We start from the raw sequence: 19,930 nt of genomic DNA, 5'->3' as shown, positions 1-19,930 counted from the left end.
ATGAGGATGTTTAATCATCCTATTTAATAGGCTAATAAAACTAGAAGTCATATATAAATATAAAGACCTTGTATGTGAATCGGAGCATTATAAAAAAAAGACTTTATAAGCGACATTTTCAAACGATAATACTAGTACTGACGGAACTTACGTTGAAAGGATGGGACGCATGGAAATATTTAAAAATGAGCATTTTGAGCTAATTTCTGAAGATAATAAAATATATTTAAAAAGTTTCACAGAAGATAATTCCATGAAAAATTTTGAAATAATTTTAAAAAACTATCCTCGAGTTAGAATTAGCAGCTTCTTAGAGTTAAAAAAAGTATTTGACCATCCGAATTCCGATTTTGTTGAAGTGGGTATTCTCCTACCAGAAATCGATATTCAAATTTCAAAAGACTATATGACGGCAAATGTACTATTTAATGAAGATCCAAAAAATATTGTAACATCTGAAGATGAGTTGAATGAAAAAATAAATTTAGTCGCTACTAAGATGGGGATAAAATATGGTTTGAAGCGTATTTTATGGACGGAATTAGAAAAGCAACGACAGATTGTTATTGCGGAAGGTTTAGCGGCAGAGCATGGACGAGATGCTGAGGTTACCTATATAGAAAATCAAGTGAAAAAACCGAAGATTGGGGAAGATGGTAGAGCGGACTTTTCAGATATGAGCTTTATTTTTGAAGTAGAGAAGGATGCTTGGTTAGGTGAGCGAATACCAGCAACCGATGGCAAGATCGGAAAAAATGTATTAGGAAAAGAAATTCCAGCTAAGGCCGGAAAAAACCTGATACTCAAATACAATAAAGAATCGGTGTATGAAAACGAAGAGAATGGCAAAACGATTATTCGTGCGAAAACATCCGGTGTGTTAGATGATCAAAATGGTATGGTGAGTATTTTGAAACATTTATCGGTTACTACAGATATTGGTGTCGAAACAGGCGATTTAGAATTTGATGGTTCCATTACTGTAAGCGGTACCGTATTGCCGGGTTATTCTATTAAAGCAACTGGTGATGTTTCGATAGAAGCAAAAGATGGTGTGTCAGGTGCAAAAAATATCGAATCGATTAACGGGGATGTTTTTATCCGCGGTGGTGTTTTTGGCCATGCTAAAACTACGATTAAAGCCGGTAGAAATATATATCTAAAACATGCCAATGAGGCAAATCTTTATGCTGACGAAGAAATTTGTATTGATGCATACGCAATTGGTTCAACGATGTATGCGAGAAAAGTGAAATTAGATGAGCATAAAGGAAAAATTATTGGTGGTTATGTGGAGGCAAAAGTGTCGATACAAACGGGTATGTCAGGGAATCAACATGAACGACGAACCGAGTTGGTCATTGATGCGTTGGATAAGCGTGAAAAGATGGGTGAAGTACGTCATAAAGCAAGTAAAATTCAAGAAATTGAAGTAGAAATAAAAGATTTAACTTCGAAAATTGCCCAATTAGCACCTATCGTTTCAAAAATGACACCAAAACAATATGAATTTTTTGAAGATACACAGTATCAGTTGGAAGTAAAGAAATCAGCCGTCATACAATTTAATATAGAAATTCAAACGATGCTAAAACAAATAGGTGAGGCAGGGAACGAATTTATCAATATTACTCGAGAAGCACATCCGGGTACGATTATAAAAATTGGTAAACTATCTTCCATGATTAAAGATAAAACGAAGGGGATTTTTAAAATTGTAGGTGGTGATCTCAATGTCTAGGCGAGATATATTTGCTCATCGTGGGGTGACGACCCATGCCCATGAAAATACTATGGCTGCTTTTAAAGCAGCTATGGCAACAAGTGCCACTGGTATCGAATTTGATCTTCAAATGACGCTAGACCGTGTGGCTATTGTGACCCATGATTATAATATGAAAAAAACAATTGGCAAAGCCGTCCTGACAACAGAAATGACATTAGCGGCTATTAAAAAGAAAAAAATTGCTGGAACAAAGGAAAAAATACTGACATTTGATGAATTATTAGCTTGGGCAATTCCTTGTAATATACCGATGAATATCGAATTAAAAGAATCTTTTGAAAATAATATAGGTGATTTAGAAATTATCGTCAGAAAAACCCAATCATTAAAAAATTGCCATTTTTCATCATTTCATGCGGAAGTGTTACAAAATATCAAAAAAATCAATGCGCAGGCAATTGTTGCATTAATTCCTACTCGGAAATTTGATTGGACGGCTCTAGGAAATATGCCGTGGTTGGACCTTATACATGCCAACAAACGTTTTTATTATAAGGAACGTTATTTACAGCTCGCATCCAATGCTAATATAGGACTTCGTTTTTACGGCATTACAGGGAAAGAACCATTTTTGAAAAATCCACATGCTAGTGTTATTGGATGGATTACGGACTATCCAAATGCCGTCCATAAAAAAATGTGTCACTAAACAGTAGGATAATAAAAAAGAAGTTGGAATATATAGTGGTCTTCATTCATGCAAAAAGGAAATTGCTTCGGTAATTTCTCTTTTTGTTTGTTTTTTGAAGTGCCGAATAGACTTTAGCTGTTAATCGCTTATTTCTTAAGTTTGTGGTCATTAACGCAAGGCCAATTTCGTTGCGAATCTTTGGTTTCCAAGGAACTGAAAATCGAGTGAAAACTAAATAAGGCTTCAAGAATCTGGAGAATGCTTCAGTACCTATTTTTCTTTTACGATCACTATTGGCTGTTTTTTCTCCTGAAAGCGTTTATTGTATATCTTATTTTTGTGTTACACAAAGCGGAAATAAATGTACAAACAAAAAGGAGCGGGACGGGGACAAAAAGAAAAAATGTTAGACCAAGATACAATCGGTCTAACATTTTTTGATTTAAGAAGAGCTATTTAACGTAGTTAGGCGGAAAAGCTGTTATCTATTTTTGCCGTATAAATTGTAGCATAATTACTCTTTAACTTTAGGATTCATAAATCGGGGAGCGACTTTACCCTGCTTGCGATCGCGATTTAACAAGAAGCCTGCCAAGAATAAAAAACCTATAAGGAACAACAATACGCCGACGATAAATTGTAACCATAAAAACGGGAAGGGTTCAACGATCCTGGAAAAAATCGTATCACGAATTAATTTGATACCACCAGCCGTCATTAATATAGGTACTAATAAAACGATAAATGCAAAAAAACGAGCCATATTTTCACTTCCTTTTACAGTATATCCATTTTTAACCTAAAGCTAATAATTGTCAAGTGACGCTATTTTAGTTAATATTGAAAATAGGTAGAAAATATTCACTTAAAGTAGAAAAATATGTATTTAAACACAATATTCTGATAATTTATTTTACCTGACTCTTTTCTGGAAAATATGTTATAAATGTCATATATAGAGTTATGACAACTGTTAAGTTAAGTTTTATTGTGCATGTGGTATAAAGAGTAAGAGCCTATTTCTACGGAAAATAACTATTTCGAGAAAGCGTTTTAATTTCTAAGATAGTATCATAAAACTTGGGGGAGTGACTAGTTTGGCAAATGAATATGACTTAGTAATAGTAGGTGGCGGACCAGCAGGGTATGTTGCAGCAATTCGAGCAGCGCAATTGAAATTGAAAGTGGCAATTGTAGAAGCGGAAAAGCTAGGCGGAACATGTTTACATAAAGGCTGTATTCCAACAAAAGCATTGCTCAAAAGTGCAGAGCAGTTACGGAATTTACAGCATGCAGATAATTTTGGAATTGAGGCGACAAATTTTACGTTTAATTTCGCTAAAGCCCAGCAACGAAAGAATGCAGTCATTGAACAATTAGAGGCCGGTATTCACAGTTTAATGAAAAAAGGCAAAATAGATGTTTATGAGGGGTTCGGCCGAATTTTAGGACCTTCCATTTTCTCACCACTTCCTGGCACAGTATCTGTTGAATATAGTGAAGGCAATGAAAATGATTTGCTGGTACCGAAAAATTTATTAATTAGTACAGGTTCTAAACCGCGTGAACTGTCTTTGTTACCTTTTAATGGTACGACGATAATTTCTTCGGATCATATTGTAAGTATGGAGGAATTACCGAAAAACATAGCCATTATTGGAGGCGGCGTAATCGGTATAGAATGGGCAACAATGTTGCATGATATGGGTGTAGACGTCACAATTATTGAAGCAGGGAAACATATTGTACCGAGCGAAGATGTAGAGATTTCTACGGCATTGGCAAAACATCTAACGGCTCGTGGTATTAAAATCCATATAAATACAACGATTGATACGGTAGCAATTCACGAACATTCAGTAGATATAACGGTTGAGCATAGCGTGCAGAGCTTTGAAAAGGTATTCGTTGCAATTGGTAGACAAGCTCAGATTAAGGGGATTGGTATTGAAAATACGAATATTCAAGTTGTTCATGACATGATAAAAGTAAATAAAAATGGTCAAACAAAAGAAGCACATATTTATGCAGCAGGTGATGTCATTGGCGGTGTACAGTTAGCACATGCTGCATCCAATGAAGCTATCCATGCAGTTGAACATATGGCAGGGCTTAACCCTGGAGCTATGAATACACATATTCCAAGTTGTATATACAGCTATCCGGAAGTAGCCCATATCGGATTAAACGAGGCGCAAGCAAAAGAACAATTTTCAGCAATCACAGTGAAAAAATTCCCATTCAAAGGCAATGCAAAAGCACTTATAAATGGCGAAGACTTTGGTTTTGTAAAAATGATTGTTGATGCAGATACGGATGACGTGGTAGGTGTTCACTTAATCGGTGATCAGGTGACGGAGTTAATTGCTGAATCTAGCTTAGCGTTCACAGTTGATGCATCAGCTTGGGAGATTGGGCATACCATTCATCCGCATCCGAGCGTTAGCGAAGTGATGCAAGAGGTTGCATTAGCAATCCATGACGAAGCAATTCATTACTAGGGGGATGATTTCAATGACAATTTCACATAAAGAACATAATATATCAGACGAGTTAGCGACGGATATGTACTATAGTATGTTACGCGCGAGAAGAGTGGATGAGCGTTTATGGTTATTAAATCGCTCAGGTAAAATTCCCTTTGTCATCTCGTGCCAGGGACAAGAAGCGGCGCAAGTCGGTGCAGCATTTGCTCTTGATTTAACACAAGATTATATAGCGCCCTATTATCGTGATTTAGGTCTTGTACTGCAAGCAGGTATGTCGGTTAAAGATATTATGTTAAATGCTTTTGCAAAAGGAGAAGACCCAAACTCAGGTGGACGTCAAATGCAGGCTCACTGGAGTCATAAACAACTGCGTATACTTTCAGGCTCTTCCCCGGTAACGACACAAGTAGTCCATGCGGCAGGTGTTGCATTAGCTGGTAAAATGACACAAAAGAACTTCTACACATTTGTCACATTAGGTGAAGGTTCTTCGAATCAAGGCGATTTCCATGAAGGACTGAACTTTATTGGTGTTCATCAGCTACCGGTAATTACTATGGTTGAAAACAATCAGTATGCTATTTCTACACCATATGATCGTCAAGTGGCAAGTCCAACGGTTGCGCAACGTGCGGGCAGCTATAATATGCCAGGAGTGGTTGTAGACGGTACAGATCCCCTTGCTGTTTATATCGAAGTGAAAAAAGCACGTTTGTCTAATAAACCAGCACTTATTGAAGCACTTTGTAGTCGATTGACACCTCATTCATCGGATGATGATCATCGCGTATATCGCTCGAGTGAAGAACTTCAAAGTGATAAAGATAAAGATGGATTACACCATTATGAATTGTATTTACGCAATGAAGGATTACTAACAGATGCTCGGATTGAAGAGATGGAAGCACAGTTAAAGGTAGAGATAAATGAAGCAACGAATTATGCTGACCAAGCACCGTATGCATCGCTGGAACACAACTTACGCTACGTTTACGCTGAGGAGGAAACGTCATGAGAATAATTTCATATATTGAAGCGATCAATGAAGCCTTGACAGAAGAAATGCGCCGGGATGACAATGTTTTTGTTCTTGGCGAAGATGTTGGTAAAAAAGGTGGCGTTTTTAGAGCTACAGATGGTCTGTATGCTGAGTTTGGTGAACAGCGTGTATTAGATACACCCTTGTCTGAATCGGCAATTGCCGGTGTTGCTGTGGGTGCGGCGATGTATGGCATGAAACCAGTAGCTGAAATGCAATTTGCGGATTTTATAATGCCAGCAGTCAATCAAATTGTTTCTGAAGCGGCTAAGATGCGCTATCGTTCAAATAATGATTGGAGCTGTCCGCTAGTCATTCGTGCCCCATTTGGTGGAGGTGTGCATGGTGGGTTATATCATTCACAATCAGTCGAAGCACTATTTGCCAATCAACCGGGTTTGAAAATTGTCATACCTTCTAACCCTGCTGATGCAAAAGGATTATTAAAAGCAGCAATTCGCGATCCAGACCCCGTGTTGTATTTCGAGCATAAAAAAGCCTATCGTTTATTAAAAGGTGAGGTACCAGTTGATGATTATATCGTGCCGATTGGCAAAGCAGATATTAAACGTCAAGGTGATGATTTAACGGTCATTACCTATGGTTTAATGGTAGAAGAAACATTAAAAGTAGCACAACAGTTACAGGAAGAAAATGGTATTTCGACACATGTATTAGATTTGCGTACCATCTATCCACTTGATCAACAGTCGATTATTGAAGCGGCACAACATACGGGCAAGGTTTTACTACTAACGGAAGATAATAAAGAAGGTAGTATTATCGGGGAAGTGGCAGCGATTATTGCCGAACATTGCCTATTTGATTTAGATGCTCCTATTGCGAGATTAGCAGCGCCGGATGCACCTTCTATGCCTTATGCGCAATCATTGGAAAAAGATTTTATGGTAACAGCCGATCAAATTGAAGAAGCTATTATTAAATTAGCTGAATTTTAGGAGGGAATCAAATGTTAGAACATATTAAAATGCCTCAGTTAGGTGAAAGTGTAACGGAGGGAACGATTGATCGCTGGTTAGTTAAACCAGGTGATCATGTGGAGCAATATGATTCATTAGCGGAGCTGACTACCGATAAGGTGACAGCTGATCTCCCTTCACAATTCACTGGTATTATTCAAGAAATTATAAGCCAAGAGGGCGACACCGTCGATGTTGGAACAATCGTCTGTTCGATTGCTGTGGAAGGTAGTAGTATGACATCAAAAGCAACGACTCATTCGACAGAAAAAGAGTCAGTGATACCAGATAAAAGCCACAATAAAAAATCGGACGTGAAACGCTCCGCTGTACAAGATGGTTCTAAAAAACGTGTGTCACCAGTTGTAGGGCGTCTTATTGACGACTATCATTTAAATATCGATTTAATAGAAGGAACAGGTGCTGGTGGACGCGTCACGAGAAAAGATGTGATGAACGCCATCGAATCGGGTATTATGTCTTCTCAGCTGTCACCTAGTGAGCAACCAACTACGCGAGCGGCGGCGATTAAAGAAGTAGAACCTGAAGAAAATGGCGACATTATCATCCCAGTATCGTCTATTCGTAAAACAATTGCCAAACGAATGGTCGATAGTGTAACACAAATTCCACATGCATGGATGGTTGTGGAAGTCGATGTGACGGAATTGGTGAAATTGCGTAATGCTAATAAAGAGCAGTTCAAAAAACAAGAAGGTTATAATTTAACATTCTTCGCATTTTTCGTTAAAGCAGTAGCGCAAGCATTAAAAGAATTCCCAATGCTGAACTCCGTTTGGAAGGGTGATACAATCATCCAGAAAAAAGCAGTGAATATGTCGATTGCTGTGGCGTCTGACGACGAACTTTTTGTGCCAGTTATTCAAAATTGTGATCAGTTATCAATTGCAGGTATCGCAGGACAAATTGCTTCTTTGGCAGAAAAAGGACGTAAAAAACGATTAACGATGGCTGATATGACAGGTGGTACATTTACCGTTAATAATACGGGGTCATTTGGCTCGGTATCATCTGCAGGTATTATAAATGCACCACAAGCAGCGATTTTACAAGTAGAATCAATTGTGAAGAAACCCGTTATTTATGGGGATAATATGTTCGCTGCACGTGATATGGTGAACTTATGTTTATCCTTAGATCATAGAATTTTAGATGGTCTTGTTTGTGGTAAATTTCTCGCTAGAGTAAAAGAATTGCTCGAAAATATGTCACTTTCAAGCACTTCTGTATATTGACAATAATCAGAAAATCGTGATTTTACGGTTTTCTGATTTTTTTTCCCTTTTACGTTTAAAGAATATTGTGTAAAATAGACAATAGAATCATTGAAGGGGGGAAGCGTCAACGCGTCCGTATGACAAACATGAGAGAAGTAAATTTTGAAAAACCGTCTTTTGAAGATTGGAAAGAAGCAGCGATTGTTGCTTTAAAAGGAAAGCCATTTGAATCACTTTTCACGAAAACTATCGAGGGTATTACGCTACAACCACTGTATACAAGTGAAAGCTTACTCGATGAAGTTGACGGTAAATTGGAACAACAGATTTCTACGATTCGTTCGATGAAGGCTGATGGTGCATTTGGGGTTGCACAAGAAGCATTTGGCGATACGATTGAAGACGTAGTTGCACAGTCAAAAGACGCTATCTTAAGAGGGAATGAATTTGTGACGATTGGCAAGGTTAACTTTGCTTGGGATAAGGATGCTTTACAACAATTAGCTACTTTATTGTCAGATCATCCATTCCGTATCAATGTGGCAGATCGAGCAGTACTTGGTGTTTTTGATTATGTAGAAAACAAAGATCAGTTTGGGTATATTCAATCATCTGACATGATCTCTCTACCCGAATTTCCGAATGTTCGCACAGTAAACGCTTACACGCTAGATGCGCATTATAGCGGAGCAACTTCTACACAAGAATTAGCAATCGCTCTTGCACAAACTGCTGATTTGTTAAAAAATAGCAGCTTTGAAGAGCTTGAACATAAATTTTTTGCATCTTTTGCTATCGATACGCATTTCTTCATGGCCGTTGCTAAAATTCGTGCCTTTAGATTGTTATGGAAAGCGTTTGCATCTGCATATGGAGTCACGTCACCACTACCAGTCAAAATAGTAGCGGAGACATCTTTACGTTCTTATTCAAAACTAGATGTTTACGTCAATCTATTACGTGCTGGCAACGAAGCATTTTCTGCTGTAATTGGCGGAGCAGATGTACTAACCGTTCATCCACATAATATAATTACTGCACCAACAAATCAATCTGTGCGTATTGCAAGAAATACAGCATTAGTTATTAAAGAAGAATCACATGTTACCAAAGTGATGGATCCAGCTGGTGGTTCGTATTTCATCGAAACATTGACACATGAGCTTGTAGAAAATGCTTGGGCGTACTTCTTAGAAATTGAAGAAGCGGGTGGTTATCTTGCTGCTCAAGCAAAAATCGAAAAAGATTTAGATGCTTCATGGGCTGAGCGGTTATCAAATGTTCAAACACGTAAAACAGTGTTAGTAGGAACGAATAATTATGCTGATGCAACTGAGCAGGTTCCAACTGAATCATTTGTCGATGTGAATCGCCTAGCGACTAGCTTTGAAAATTTACGTACGGCATTTAAAGAGCAGCCAATGACAACAGCTATTTTAACTTTTGGAACGCTGAAGTCAACGAAACCCCGTACAGATTTTGTCAACGGTGTGTTAGCGACAGCCGGTCTTGTACCAGAAATAACAGAACCGACGGCAGATATTGAAGTGGCAAAAGACTATTTGAAAAATACGACAGCTGACTATGTAGTGATCGTAGCAACTGATGAAGATGCGATGATGATTGTCGAGCAATTAATAGCGGTGAAATCGCCACAAACAATCGTTGATGTTGCTGGTAAATTTAACACGGATTGGACAGCAAAAGGCTTGAACGGCTATGTATATGCAGGCATAAATGTTTTTGAAAAATTATCAGCCGTCCACGCAAGCACGAAGGAGGTACTAAAATGACTAAGCCATCATTTAAGCAAGTTGATTTAGAACAGATTTTAGTGACATCTACTTACACGACAATAGAAGAACCTTTTATGTCCAATGAAGACATAGAAGTAAAACCATTTTATACGGCAGAAGATAATAAAGGGATTACTCATTTAGATGATACAGCAGGTATTGCACCGAATACACGTGGACCATACCCGACGATGTATGTAGGGCGTCCGTGGACGATTCGCCAGTATGCTGGTTTTTCAACTGCAGAAGAATCAAATGCCTTTTATCGTCGCAACTTAGCGATGGGGCAAAAAGGATTATCGGTAGCGTTTGACCTCCCAACGCATCGTGGTTATGATTCGGATCATCCACGCGTTACAGGTGATGTCGGCAAGGCAGGTGTAGCTATCGATTCAGTAGAAGATGCTAAAATTCTATTTGATCGTATTCCATTAGATCAAATGTCTGTTTCAATGACGATGAACGGTGCAGTTTTACCAATTCTCGCTTTTTATATCGTTGCAGCAGAAGAACAGGGCGTGTCACCAGACCAATTAGCCGGCACGATTCAAAATGATATTTTAAAAGAATATATGGTACGTAATACATATATTTATCCGCCAGAAATGTCGATGAAAATTATAGCAGATATTTTTGAATACACATCAAAATTCATGCCGAAATTCAATTCCATCTCAATTTCTGGCTATCATATTCAAGAAGCAGGTGCTACAAATGATATTGAGTTAGCCTATACGCTAGCAGATGGATTAGAATATGTACGCACAGGCTTAAAAGCAGGTATTGATATTGATAAGTTTGCACCACGCCTTTCTTTTTTCTGGGCAATCGGTATGAACTACTATATGGAAGTTGCTAAAATGCGTGCTGCACGCCGTATTTGGGCTCAAATGATGTCTACTTTTAATCCCAAAAATCCCAAAACATTAGCGCTACGTACGCATTCACAAACATCGGGGTGGTCTTTAACAGAGCAAGATCCTTTCAATAATGTGACACGTACTTTAGTAGAAGCGAATGCAGCGACGATGGGACACACACAGTCATTGCATACGAATGCTCTTGATGAAGCAATCGCATTGCCAACTGATTTCTCAGCACGTATTGCGCGTAATACACAATTATTTTTACAAGAAGAAACAACAATGACGAAAACGATTGATCCATGGGGAGGTTCATACTATGTTGAGAAATTAACAGATGAACTAACACAAGCAGCATGGAAACTAATCGATGAGATTGAAGAATTAGGCGGAATGGCAAAAGCGATTGAAACCGGTCTTCCGAAAATGAAAGTAGAAGAAGCAGCAGCAAAACGCCAAGCAAAAATTGATTCGAAATCGGAAACGATTATCGGTGTCAATAAATACCGTTTAGCCGAAGAAGAACCAATTGAAATTTTAGATATCGACAATACATTAGTACGCCAATCTCAAATTGACCGTATTCATAAAATGAAAGAAGAACGTGATGATACAGAAGTGGCACGACATTTAGCACGCTTAACTGCCGCAGCTAAAGATGGCAAAGAAAATTTATTAGCTGTTGCTGTGGATGCTGCAAGAGCACGTGCAACATTAGGTGAAATTTCTGATGCAATCGAAGAATCTTCGAGCCGTCATAAAGCAATTATCCGATCGATTAGTGGGGTGTATGCGTCGAATTATTCAGATCAAGATGCAATCAAAGAAGTAAAAGCAATGACGGATGAATTTTTAGAAAATGAAGGCCGTCGTCCGCGTATATTAGTCGCTAAAATGGGACAAGATGGTCATGATCGTGGTGCAAAAGTAGTGGCAACCGCATACGCTGATTTTGGCTTTGACGTTGATATTTCACCATTATTTATGACGCCAGAAGAAACAGCTATAATGGCTGTTGAAAATGATGTTCATGTTGTAGGGATGTCTTCGTTAGCTGCCGGACATAAAACATTATTACCGGAACTAATTGCCGAATTGAAAAAATTAGGACGCGAAGATATTACCGTTATTATTGGCGGTGTTATTCCAGCACAGGATTATGATTTCTTATATGAAGCAGGCGCAGCAGCAATATTCGGCCCTGGTACCGTATTGCCAATCGCTTCTCAAAAAATTATTGAAGTAATCTATCAACAATTAGGCTATGAAGAAGAACAATAATGCCTGAGAAAAAATCGGCGCTATTTGTACAACCAGGTGTCAAAGCAATCCATGATGGCATGCAGCCTACAAAACGTAGAAAGTTCACAAAAAAAAGGCAGCCTATTAATATTGAAGAGTTGTCCAACGAAGTGAAGAGTGGTTCTAAACGTTTTTTAGCGAAGGCAATTACCTTGCTTGAAAGTGCAAATCTTGCAGATAAAAAAGAAGGTCAAGCACTTTTAAAAGAGTTGTTACCTTATACCGGTAAATCCATTCGTATCGGCATTACCGGTGTGCCGGGAGCAGGGAAGAGTACATTTATCGAAACCTTTGGTAAAAAACTAATTGATGAAGGGCATAAAGTAGCAGTTCTTGCTATTGATCCAAGCTCCTCTATTACAGGTGGCAGTATTTTAGGTGACAAAACACGTATGGAATTATTGTCGAGAGAACCACAGGCTTTCATACGCCCTTCACCAGCTGCTGGAACACTTGGAGGCGTGCATAAAAAAACACGTGAAACAATGTTACTTTGTGAAGCGGCCGGCTATGATATTATTTTAGTGGAAACCGTTGGCGTGGGGCAGAGCGAAACCATCGTAAGGGGTATGGTAGACTTCTTCTTACTCCTTGTCTTGACAGGGGCGGGCGATGAACTACAAGGTATGAAAAAAGGCATTATGGAGCTTGCCGATATGATTGTCGTCCATAAAGCGGATGGTGATAATATTCGCAATGCAAAAAAAACAGTAGCAGAGTATCGACAATTTTTACATTTGCTTCAGCCATCAACACCCCAGTGGACATCCAAATCCATGGCGGCCTCTTCGTATGACAACAAAGGCCTTGATAAAATATGGACGACGATTGAACAATTCCGTACGCAAGGTCTTGAAAACCATGTATGGGAAAATCGTAGAAAAGAACAGACGAGCGATTGGTTCCGTTCAATGATTACAGATCATTTAATCGACTCTTTTTATGGCGACCCACAACGTAAAAAACAAGTAAATGAATTAGAGCAAAGTATACTATCTGGTGAAGTAACTGTTTCTCAAGGTGTCGAAACACTTTTTGACACTAAATAACAAAAAATCAATGTCTCGAGTAAATAACTCGATGGCATTGATTTTTTTGTTCTAGACGATGTGTTGGATTTTTTAATAATAACACAGCTCGATGTTTTCCACGAATCTCGTTTTACTGATTCTTTGCATTTAAACGTAAAGAATGGATTTTTAGTTTCGGCTGATTCCGCAGGAGACGCGAGCACGTAGTATTTTACGCATGAAAAAATACAACAATAATAATCCATACGCTAACAAAGGGCAAGTAGCATGCTTGGATCGCTTCTATTTTACCTATCCAAATACTTTTTAGAAGGAATTTCTTATAAGATAGATATATTAAATATGACGATATAACCTAGTAAACGACTTAGAATTAGTTGTTTATACTTAAAATTCAGAAAATAACCAAGATATAGTTTATTTACTCTTGAAAAATTTGTATATAGTATTATATAATGCATATAGAATTACTAGGTATTAAAAGGAGGATCTATATGGTTGGTATGATTATGACGGGAATAATTTGTGGAGGCTTACTTGGTTTTGTTATGCAACGTGGACGTTTTTGCTTAACAGGCGGCTTTCGCGATATGTATTTGACAAAGGACAATAGAATGTTTTATGCACTATTAATTGCTATTGCTATTCAGGCGGTAGGTGTCTACATAATGATTGCTTTGGGGGTCTTTGAATACAGTGCAGGTTCATTCCCTATTATTGCAGTCATAATTGGCGCATTTATCTTTGGTATTGGCATTATCCTTTCTGGAGGATGTGCGACAGGTACATGGTATCGCGCTGGAGAAGGATTGATTGGTAGTTGGATTGCACTTGTTATGTATATGCTCATGGCGGCAATGATGCGTACAGGTCCTTTAGCAATGGTAACGGAGAAATTTTATGGTGTTCAATTTGAAGACAACTCGATGGCTAGTAGTTTTAATGTGAGTCCATGGGTTCTCATCATTCCATTTGTTATAATCGTCCTTATTTTAGTCTATAACCAATTAAGAAAACCGCAAGTGAAAATCCCAAGCCTAAAACCCAAAAAAACGGGTTTAATGCATATTTTATTTGAAAAACGTTGGAATCCATTTGTAACCGCTATATTAATCGGTATGATTGCCACGCTAGCATGGCCCTTATCAAGTGCGACAGGAAGAATTTTCGGATTAGGTATTACATCACCATCCGCAAATATTTTGCAATTTTTAGTGACTGGTGATATGAATTTTATTAATTGGGGTGTTTTCCTTGTCCTTGGCGTATTTTTAGGTGCTTTATTTGGTGCGAAAATGAGTGGAGAATTCCGCTTCCGTATGCCAAATGTTAAAACAGCTTTAAACAGTGCGACAGGTGGTCTATTGATGGGCTTTGGTGCATCATTAGCAGGAGGTTGTTCGATTGGAAATGGCTTAGTTATGACAGCGATGATGACTTGGTCTGGTTGGACAGCGTTAGTCTTTATGATATTGGGTACTTGGACAGCAACTTATTTTGTCTTTGTACGCCCACAGAAAAAAGCAAGAGCGGCTCATGCAACAGCTCAGTTGACACAATAAATAGGAGGTAGTGACAATGGTAAAAAGAATATTAGCAGTGGAAGGGCTTGTCTGTCCGTTTCCCTTAATTGAAGCAAAAGAAGCGATGGCATTATTACAAAGCGGTGATGAATTAGAAGTACAGTTTGACTGTACACAAGGTACTGAATCCATCCCACGTTGGGCTGCAGAAGCAGGACATGAAGTGACGAATTATGAACAAGTTGGCGATGCAACGTGGACGATTACGATACAAAAAAGATAGTAGAAAGAGCCTGGGACAGAACAAAAATAGTATATCTCCAATATTAATTGAACGCGCAGAAAACCCCATAGGAACGTGGTAACGAGGAATTTGAAGCCATGTATGTCTGCGGAAAGTGTTTTTCGAAGCGAAATTTGATTGAAATGAATAATCCCATATGATTTCGAAAAATCATATGGGATTTTCTCTGTTGAAAATAGGTTTGTCTCAGGCTCTTTTTTATTTGCTAAAAGTTGCTGACATTAGTTTTTCACATCGAGGTGTAATATTTTCTATCAAAATAAAAGTGATAAAGAAAATGTTATAAAATATGACATATTTATAGCAATAAAAAGCCTATTTTTGCCTCTATTTGTTCCTGGGTGAATGGCGATGTATAATTGATTTAAAGAATAACAGATTAAGGAGGAGTGACATGCTTTATTTAGCCGAAGCAGTAAAACTAAAAAGTATAATTCGTAAGAAAATAGAGGAATTAAATAGTGAACGACATCGCGTAGCTTTTGCGACAATCGCAAAAGGGCAAGAGATTCCAAGTCCGAAACGTACCTTACAAGATGTTGAGCAAGATTTAATACAAGTGCGCCGAGATTTTGAAAAGTTAGATGCATTGATTTATCGTGCTAATATTGATCATCATGTACAATTTGACGCAATGACATTAACGATTGTAGAAGCAATTGAACATGCGATTCAGTTAAGAGCAGAAGCGCAGGTATGTAAAGACTTTTCAGCAGCAGAGGTAGAAGAATATATGTATGGAATGACTTCAGAGTCAGAAGCGATTATTCGGATTGCTCTTTTTGATCCAGAGGAATACCGTATGCGTGCAATAGAGTTGGATAAAAAAGCACATACATTGTCGAATACGATCAATGCTAAAAATTATACAATCCAAATTGATTTCGATAATGCTCTATACTTTGGTTAAAACTTGTCAAAGGTGAGACTCCTTTGGCGAGGGCGAGACGTTTGAAAGTTACCCTGAAACCTGCAACCGATGACCTCTTACCGTTTACTTTGTGACCAATGACTCATAACCAACCAATGATCGAGCAATGGACACCTACAATTGAAGCATTATTGCAATACCTGCTGGATGCGTCTCGTCAAGTTCGCTTACTTTTAGTGTAAGCGAACTTTTTTTAATGGTTCTATACTATTTGTTGAGGTTTTCAAACAATGCCATCTCTGCTCGACGTTTTCCGCGCGTCTTGCTTCAACTAATTCTACGGGAGATACGAGCTTGTGGTATGTAACGCAAAAAAGCACCACGCCACCGAGTCATGTATACGTGAATTGCTGAGAAAAAGGAATGAAAGATGAGTTGTGCGCTATGAATGTTAATAGGGCATTCATCAGATTGAAAGATGTAAACATCACAAAGAGGGAAAAAATAAATGATGCTATTACATTTTATAGAGCACTACCTAAGAAAACGCCTATTTTTCGAGTGAAGATTTTATTGAATAGGAAGGATCAAGAAAGTGGGTTTGCATTTAGGGAGACTTGTTTGTGTAGTAAAGGACGGTGACCCCTGCCGAAAAGCATTTGCCCGAAACGAGAAAATAGAAAAGGTAGCGTGATTTGAAAAATTCAAATCATGCCACCCTACTAGTTGAAGTAAAATCTTTTAATAATAAAAACCCGCAAAATTGCTTCTGCGGGTGTGTAGTATAGTTTTATTTGATTGGAATCCATACTTCGATATTTTCTAAGTTCCTACCTTTATACTTTTCAAAGCTAATGCCTGGTCTATGCTCATAATTTTGATTGGCATTTAGTTCGCGATATGCGTCCTCAATATCATCAATTGAATCTAATTCACCGATGAGATATTTTCCTGCAGCAATTTCGACTGTTTCATTCGCAACGCCTTCAGGCATATAATTATCTTTAATGCCGGCTAAATAATTGATGCCATCCTCTGTTAAATTCACACAAACACCATATAACACATCATGGTTCACGTCGTAATCCTCTAGAACTTCTGCAAGTTCTTCCCACTGCTCTGAAATATCGTCCGTTCTTGTTTCATGAATAGCTAGACCTGCTATTACAAAATCTTTCACTTCTTGTACACGTGTTTGCATAGGTTGACACCCCTTCTTTATTCAATTAGCTAATCATTAGCTTGTCCTCATTATATACATCATTTACCGTTTCGTAAAACGTTTCCATTCAATTTTATAAAATATAATGTGATTTTCCTTTATTTTACGAAAAATAAAGGATTGACCTATCCTTTGAAAAATTAATTAAGGAAATCAAGTTCGGATGCTTTGAAAACAGTACATTGTGAGGTATGATTAGTAGTGAATTTGAAAGGGGCAACTAACTATGAACGATTATGATTTATTTTATCAAGATATGTTAAGCCAAGCACGCGGCGAATTGTCGGGGAATGGCTATGAAGAATTAAAGACAGCAGAGGAAGTTGACGAAGCGGTTAAACGTCAGGGGACTACTTTATTTATGGTGAATTCAGTTTGTGGTTGTGCAGGCGGCATCGCTCGTCCAGCTGCCGTACATTCTGTCAATTATCCGAAACGTCCAGATCATTTCGTGACGGTATTTGCGGGTCAAGATAAAGAAGCAACTGCGATGGCTCGTATGTTCTTCGGCGAAGATCATATTCCATCATCACCGTCATTCATCTTAATGAAAGATGGTCAACCAGTGGCAGAAGTTCCACGCCATGAAATTGAAGGACATGAACCGATGTCGGTTATTACGAATTTACAAGCTCACTTTGAAGCGTATTGTGAAGAAGTATAAATAAAAAATATAAAGAACAAAACCTCAAATTGCCAACACTTTAAGTAAAGTGAAGCGATTCGAGGTTTTTTTATGACTGTCTAAATAAAAGACTGAAAATAAGGAAATATTGTTGTAAATAAAAAGCGATATGATAAAATACTAATTGAATAGTTCTACCTAAAATCCAAATAGGGTAGTAGAACTATTACCCTATTTTAAAGTAATCATACTTACCAACGGGTAATAATGGAGGAACCCCATATTCTAACTTATAATTTTGTACTCGCAGCAATATTAATCATTTTTACATTTGTTTTTATGGTGTTACTCTATTTTGCTTGGAAAAATCGTGATACCCCCATATCAATTAGTTATGGTTTAGGAGTAGTAGTCGCTTCTTTTTATACGTTCGGTTATGCATTTCAACTTGTAAGTACAACGTCAGAACAAATGCTTACTTGGATTCATTTCCAATATTTAGGCATTCCATTTGGGCCGTTTTTGTGGGTAATTATGATTTTGCGCTTTACACATAATGAGCAGTTTTTGACGAAAAAAAATATCGCTTTATTATTACTAGGACCAGTGCACACATTAAGTGCGCATTTCACTAACAGTTTGCACCAACTTTTTTATAAAAGTATAGCAGTCGATTCTTCTCAAGGATTTCCGCTCATCGCATTGGATAGAGGCCCTCTCTTTTATGGTCATATTGTATATGCCTATAGTTATTATTTTATTGGTATTTCTTTATTAGTTCATATGTATTGTAAATCGAATAAAGAGAGAAAAAAACATATTGTTTTGATGATCATTGGCTCGGTACTTGTATTTAGCTTTCCATTAATCCATTCCCTTCATTTAATTAAAATACCAATTGATGTTTCACCATTTGGCTTAGTTTTTTCAAGTCTATTTTATCTTTGGGGGATTTATCAATTTAATTTGTTGAAAATGTCTCCAGTGACAATGAAGCAGATTTTTGAATCAGTACATGATGCCGTCATTCTTTTTGATTTAGATGATACGCTAAAAAGCTATAATAATTCAGCGGCTATCTTATTTGAAGAAATACACCATCGCAAATTAATCGGTGAAACAGCACCACAAGTATTAGCTCATCTGCCCTTATTGGCGCAATTTTTGAAACATCAAACTACCCAAAATGAAACTGCAACGCAATCGATGAAACTGAAGGATGATTATTACCATGTACAATTTTCATTCATAACGGGTAGCAATCATAAACAAGCAGGAAAAATGTTGATATTACACAATAGTACAAAATCTTTGAAATATGAAGAAAGTTTACGCCAACAGTCAAAACAATATGAATATTTAGCGCATCATGATATGTTGACAGGTATATTTAATCGTGCCTATTTCGAACAAGAAGTTAAGCGTAGATTAGCGTTATCCGACCAAAAAACGGGGGCATTAATAGTATGTGATTTAAACTTTTTTAAAGAAATCAACGATACATATGGCCACTTTACAGGTGACAATGTGTTGATTTTCACTGCCAACTGTTGGCATGAAAATTTACCAAAACCACATATTCTCGCGCGATTAGGTGGCGATGAATTTGTCATGTTTTTTGAGCAAATTGTTTCAAAGGAACAATTTTTACAACAAATAAAAGAGGTAAGAACGATTTTTAAAAACGAATGGTATAAACAAGATACTATCACAATTGAAATTGTCCCGAGTATCGGGATATCCTTTATTGAAGAAGAGGGTGCCAATTATGAAATACTTTATCAAATTTGTGATGAACGAATGTATGCGGATAAAAAGAAATTAAAAGAGTATTATGTCCTTAATGAGGATGGGTAAAGGGGATATTTTTTGATAATTTATAATGTTGAAAAAAGTTATCAGTACAAGATGTAATGTATGGAAATTACTAAAAAGACAAGTGGTGAACATGAACTGATTCACTGAACCTTATGAGTTGGATAAAAAAGCATCTTCGAAGAATTCGGTATAGACACCTATTATTCTTTGGAGATGTATTTTTTATGGGCGAGTTTGGGGATGATGTATACTGCACTGTTCGTTTTCTAACTATATTTTATAGTAATCACAACTCGATCACCACTTGCTTTTTGTATTCCTTATAGTTTATAAGCATTAAAGTAAGTGAGATTTTTTAATAAAATAAATAATAATGCTATACTAACTATGTTTACTAGATAGCAATGAATAG

The 19,930-nt window shown here is 37.5% G+C and carries 16 protein-coding genes; 14 read left to right on the top strand and 2 right to left on the bottom strand.

Annotated elements, in window-relative coordinates; genetic code table 11:
• Positions 1–169 precede the first annotated feature (169 nt).
• Positions 170–1,741, top strand: coding sequence for a flagellar assembly protein A (locus tag DEX24_RS07780; RefSeq protein ID WP_170112882.1), 1,572 nt, complete (start codon positions 170–172; stop codon positions 1,739–1,741).
• Positions 1,734–2,435: a glycerophosphodiester phosphodiesterase gene (locus DEX24_RS07775; RefSeq protein WP_109305856.1), complete on the top strand. Its 702-nt coding sequence runs from the start codon at positions 1,734–1,736 to the stop codon at positions 2,433–2,435. Before DEX24_RS07780 ends, DEX24_RS07775 begins: the two co-directional genes overlap by 8 nt.
• 496 nt (positions 2,436–2,931) lie before the next feature.
• On the opposite strand, the gene DEX24_RS07770 is transcribed toward DEX24_RS07775, so the two are convergent.
• Positions 2,932–3,180: a DUF2627 domain-containing protein gene (locus DEX24_RS07770; RefSeq protein ID WP_109305855.1), complete on the bottom strand. Its 249-nt coding sequence runs from the start codon at positions 3,178–3,180 to the stop codon at positions 2,932–2,934.
• Between the two features lie 334 nt (positions 3,181–3,514).
• On the opposite strand from DEX24_RS07770, the gene lpdA reads away from it, so the two are divergent.
• From lpdA to DEX24_RS07720, 10 genes are all read left to right on the top strand, one after another.
• Positions 3,515–4,918 (top strand): dihydrolipoyl dehydrogenase, encoded by a 1,404-nt coding sequence (lpdA, locus tag DEX24_RS07765; protein ID WP_109305854.1) that lies wholly within the window; start codon positions 3,515–3,517, stop codon positions 4,916–4,918.
• A 13-nt stretch (positions 4,919–4,931) separates the two neighbouring features.
• Entirely contained in the window at positions 4,932–5,921 is a 990-nt protein-coding gene (locus DEX24_RS07760) for a thiamine pyrophosphate-dependent dehydrogenase E1 component subunit alpha (protein WP_246131405.1), read from the top strand.
• A complete protein-coding gene (locus DEX24_RS07755; protein ID WP_109305852.1) occupies positions 5,918–6,904 on the top strand; it encodes an alpha-ketoacid dehydrogenase subunit beta in 987 nt (328 codons plus the stop codon). The genes DEX24_RS07760 and DEX24_RS07755 overlap by 4 nt, the downstream gene beginning before the upstream one ends.
• Before the next feature lie 11 nt (positions 6,905–6,915).
• On the top strand, positions 6,916–8,181 hold the full coding sequence (locus tag DEX24_RS07750) for a dihydrolipoamide acetyltransferase family protein (RefSeq protein WP_109305851.1): 1,266 nt from the start codon (positions 6,916–6,918) through the stop codon (positions 8,179–8,181).
• Positions 8,182–8,300: 119 nt separating this feature from the next.
• Entirely contained in the window at positions 8,301–9,956 is a 1,656-nt protein-coding gene (locus DEX24_RS07745) for a methylmalonyl-CoA mutase family protein (protein WP_109305850.1), read from the top strand.
• A complete protein-coding gene (scpA, locus tag DEX24_RS07740; protein ID WP_109305849.1) occupies positions 9,953–12,103 on the top strand; it encodes a methylmalonyl-CoA mutase in 2,151 nt (716 codons plus the stop codon). The genes DEX24_RS07745 and scpA overlap by 4 nt, the downstream gene beginning before the upstream one ends.
• The gene (meaB, locus tag DEX24_RS07735) at positions 12,103–13,173 is read left to right on the top strand and encodes a methylmalonyl Co-A mutase-associated GTPase MeaB (RefSeq protein ID WP_109305848.1); all 1,071 of its coding nucleotides are present in this window, start codon (positions 12,103–12,105) and stop codon (positions 13,171–13,173) included. Before scpA ends, meaB begins: the two co-directional genes overlap by 1 nt.
• A gap of 476 nt (positions 13,174–13,649) precedes the next feature.
• Entirely contained in the window at positions 13,650–14,717 is a 1,068-nt protein-coding gene (locus DEX24_RS07730) for a YeeE/YedE family protein (protein ID WP_109305847.1), read from the top strand.
• Positions 14,718–14,733: 16 nt separating this feature from the next.
• Complete coding sequence (locus tag DEX24_RS07725; RefSeq protein ID WP_109305846.1) at positions 14,734–14,961, top strand: sulfurtransferase TusA family protein; 228 nt, start codon at positions 14,734–14,736, stop codon at positions 14,959–14,961.
• Positions 14,962–15,376: 415 nt separating this feature from the next.
• Entirely contained in the window at positions 15,377–15,892 is a 516-nt protein-coding gene (locus tag DEX24_RS07720; protein WP_109305845.1) for a hypothetical protein, read from the top strand.
• A 751-nt stretch (positions 15,893–16,643) separates the two neighbouring features.
• On the opposite strand, the gene DEX24_RS07710 is transcribed toward DEX24_RS07720, so the two are convergent.
• Complete coding sequence (locus DEX24_RS07710; RefSeq protein ID WP_109305843.1) at positions 16,644–17,054, bottom strand: GyrI-like domain-containing protein; 411 nt, start codon at positions 17,052–17,054, stop codon at positions 16,644–16,646.
• A 247-nt stretch (positions 17,055–17,301) separates the two neighbouring features.
• On the opposite strand from DEX24_RS07710, the gene DEX24_RS07705 reads away from it, so the two are divergent.
• A complete protein-coding gene (locus tag DEX24_RS07705; RefSeq protein WP_109305842.1) occupies positions 17,302–17,739 on the top strand; it encodes a BrxA/BrxB family bacilliredoxin in 438 nt (145 codons plus the stop codon).
• A 228-nt stretch (positions 17,740–17,967) separates the two neighbouring features.
• The gene (locus DEX24_RS07700; protein WP_109305841.1) at positions 17,968–19,557 is read left to right on the top strand and encodes a histidine kinase N-terminal 7TM domain-containing diguanylate cyclase; all 1,590 of its coding nucleotides are present in this window, start codon (positions 17,968–17,970) and stop codon (positions 19,555–19,557) included.
• Positions 19,558–19,930: the final 373 nt, after the last annotated feature.

Source organism: Kurthia sibirica, assembly GCF_003143975.1.
GTDB classification, from domain to species: Bacteria; Bacillota; Bacilli; order Bacillales_A; family Planococcaceae; genus Kurthia; species Kurthia sibirica.
This window is presented reverse-complemented; position numbering and strand designations above follow the sequence as displayed.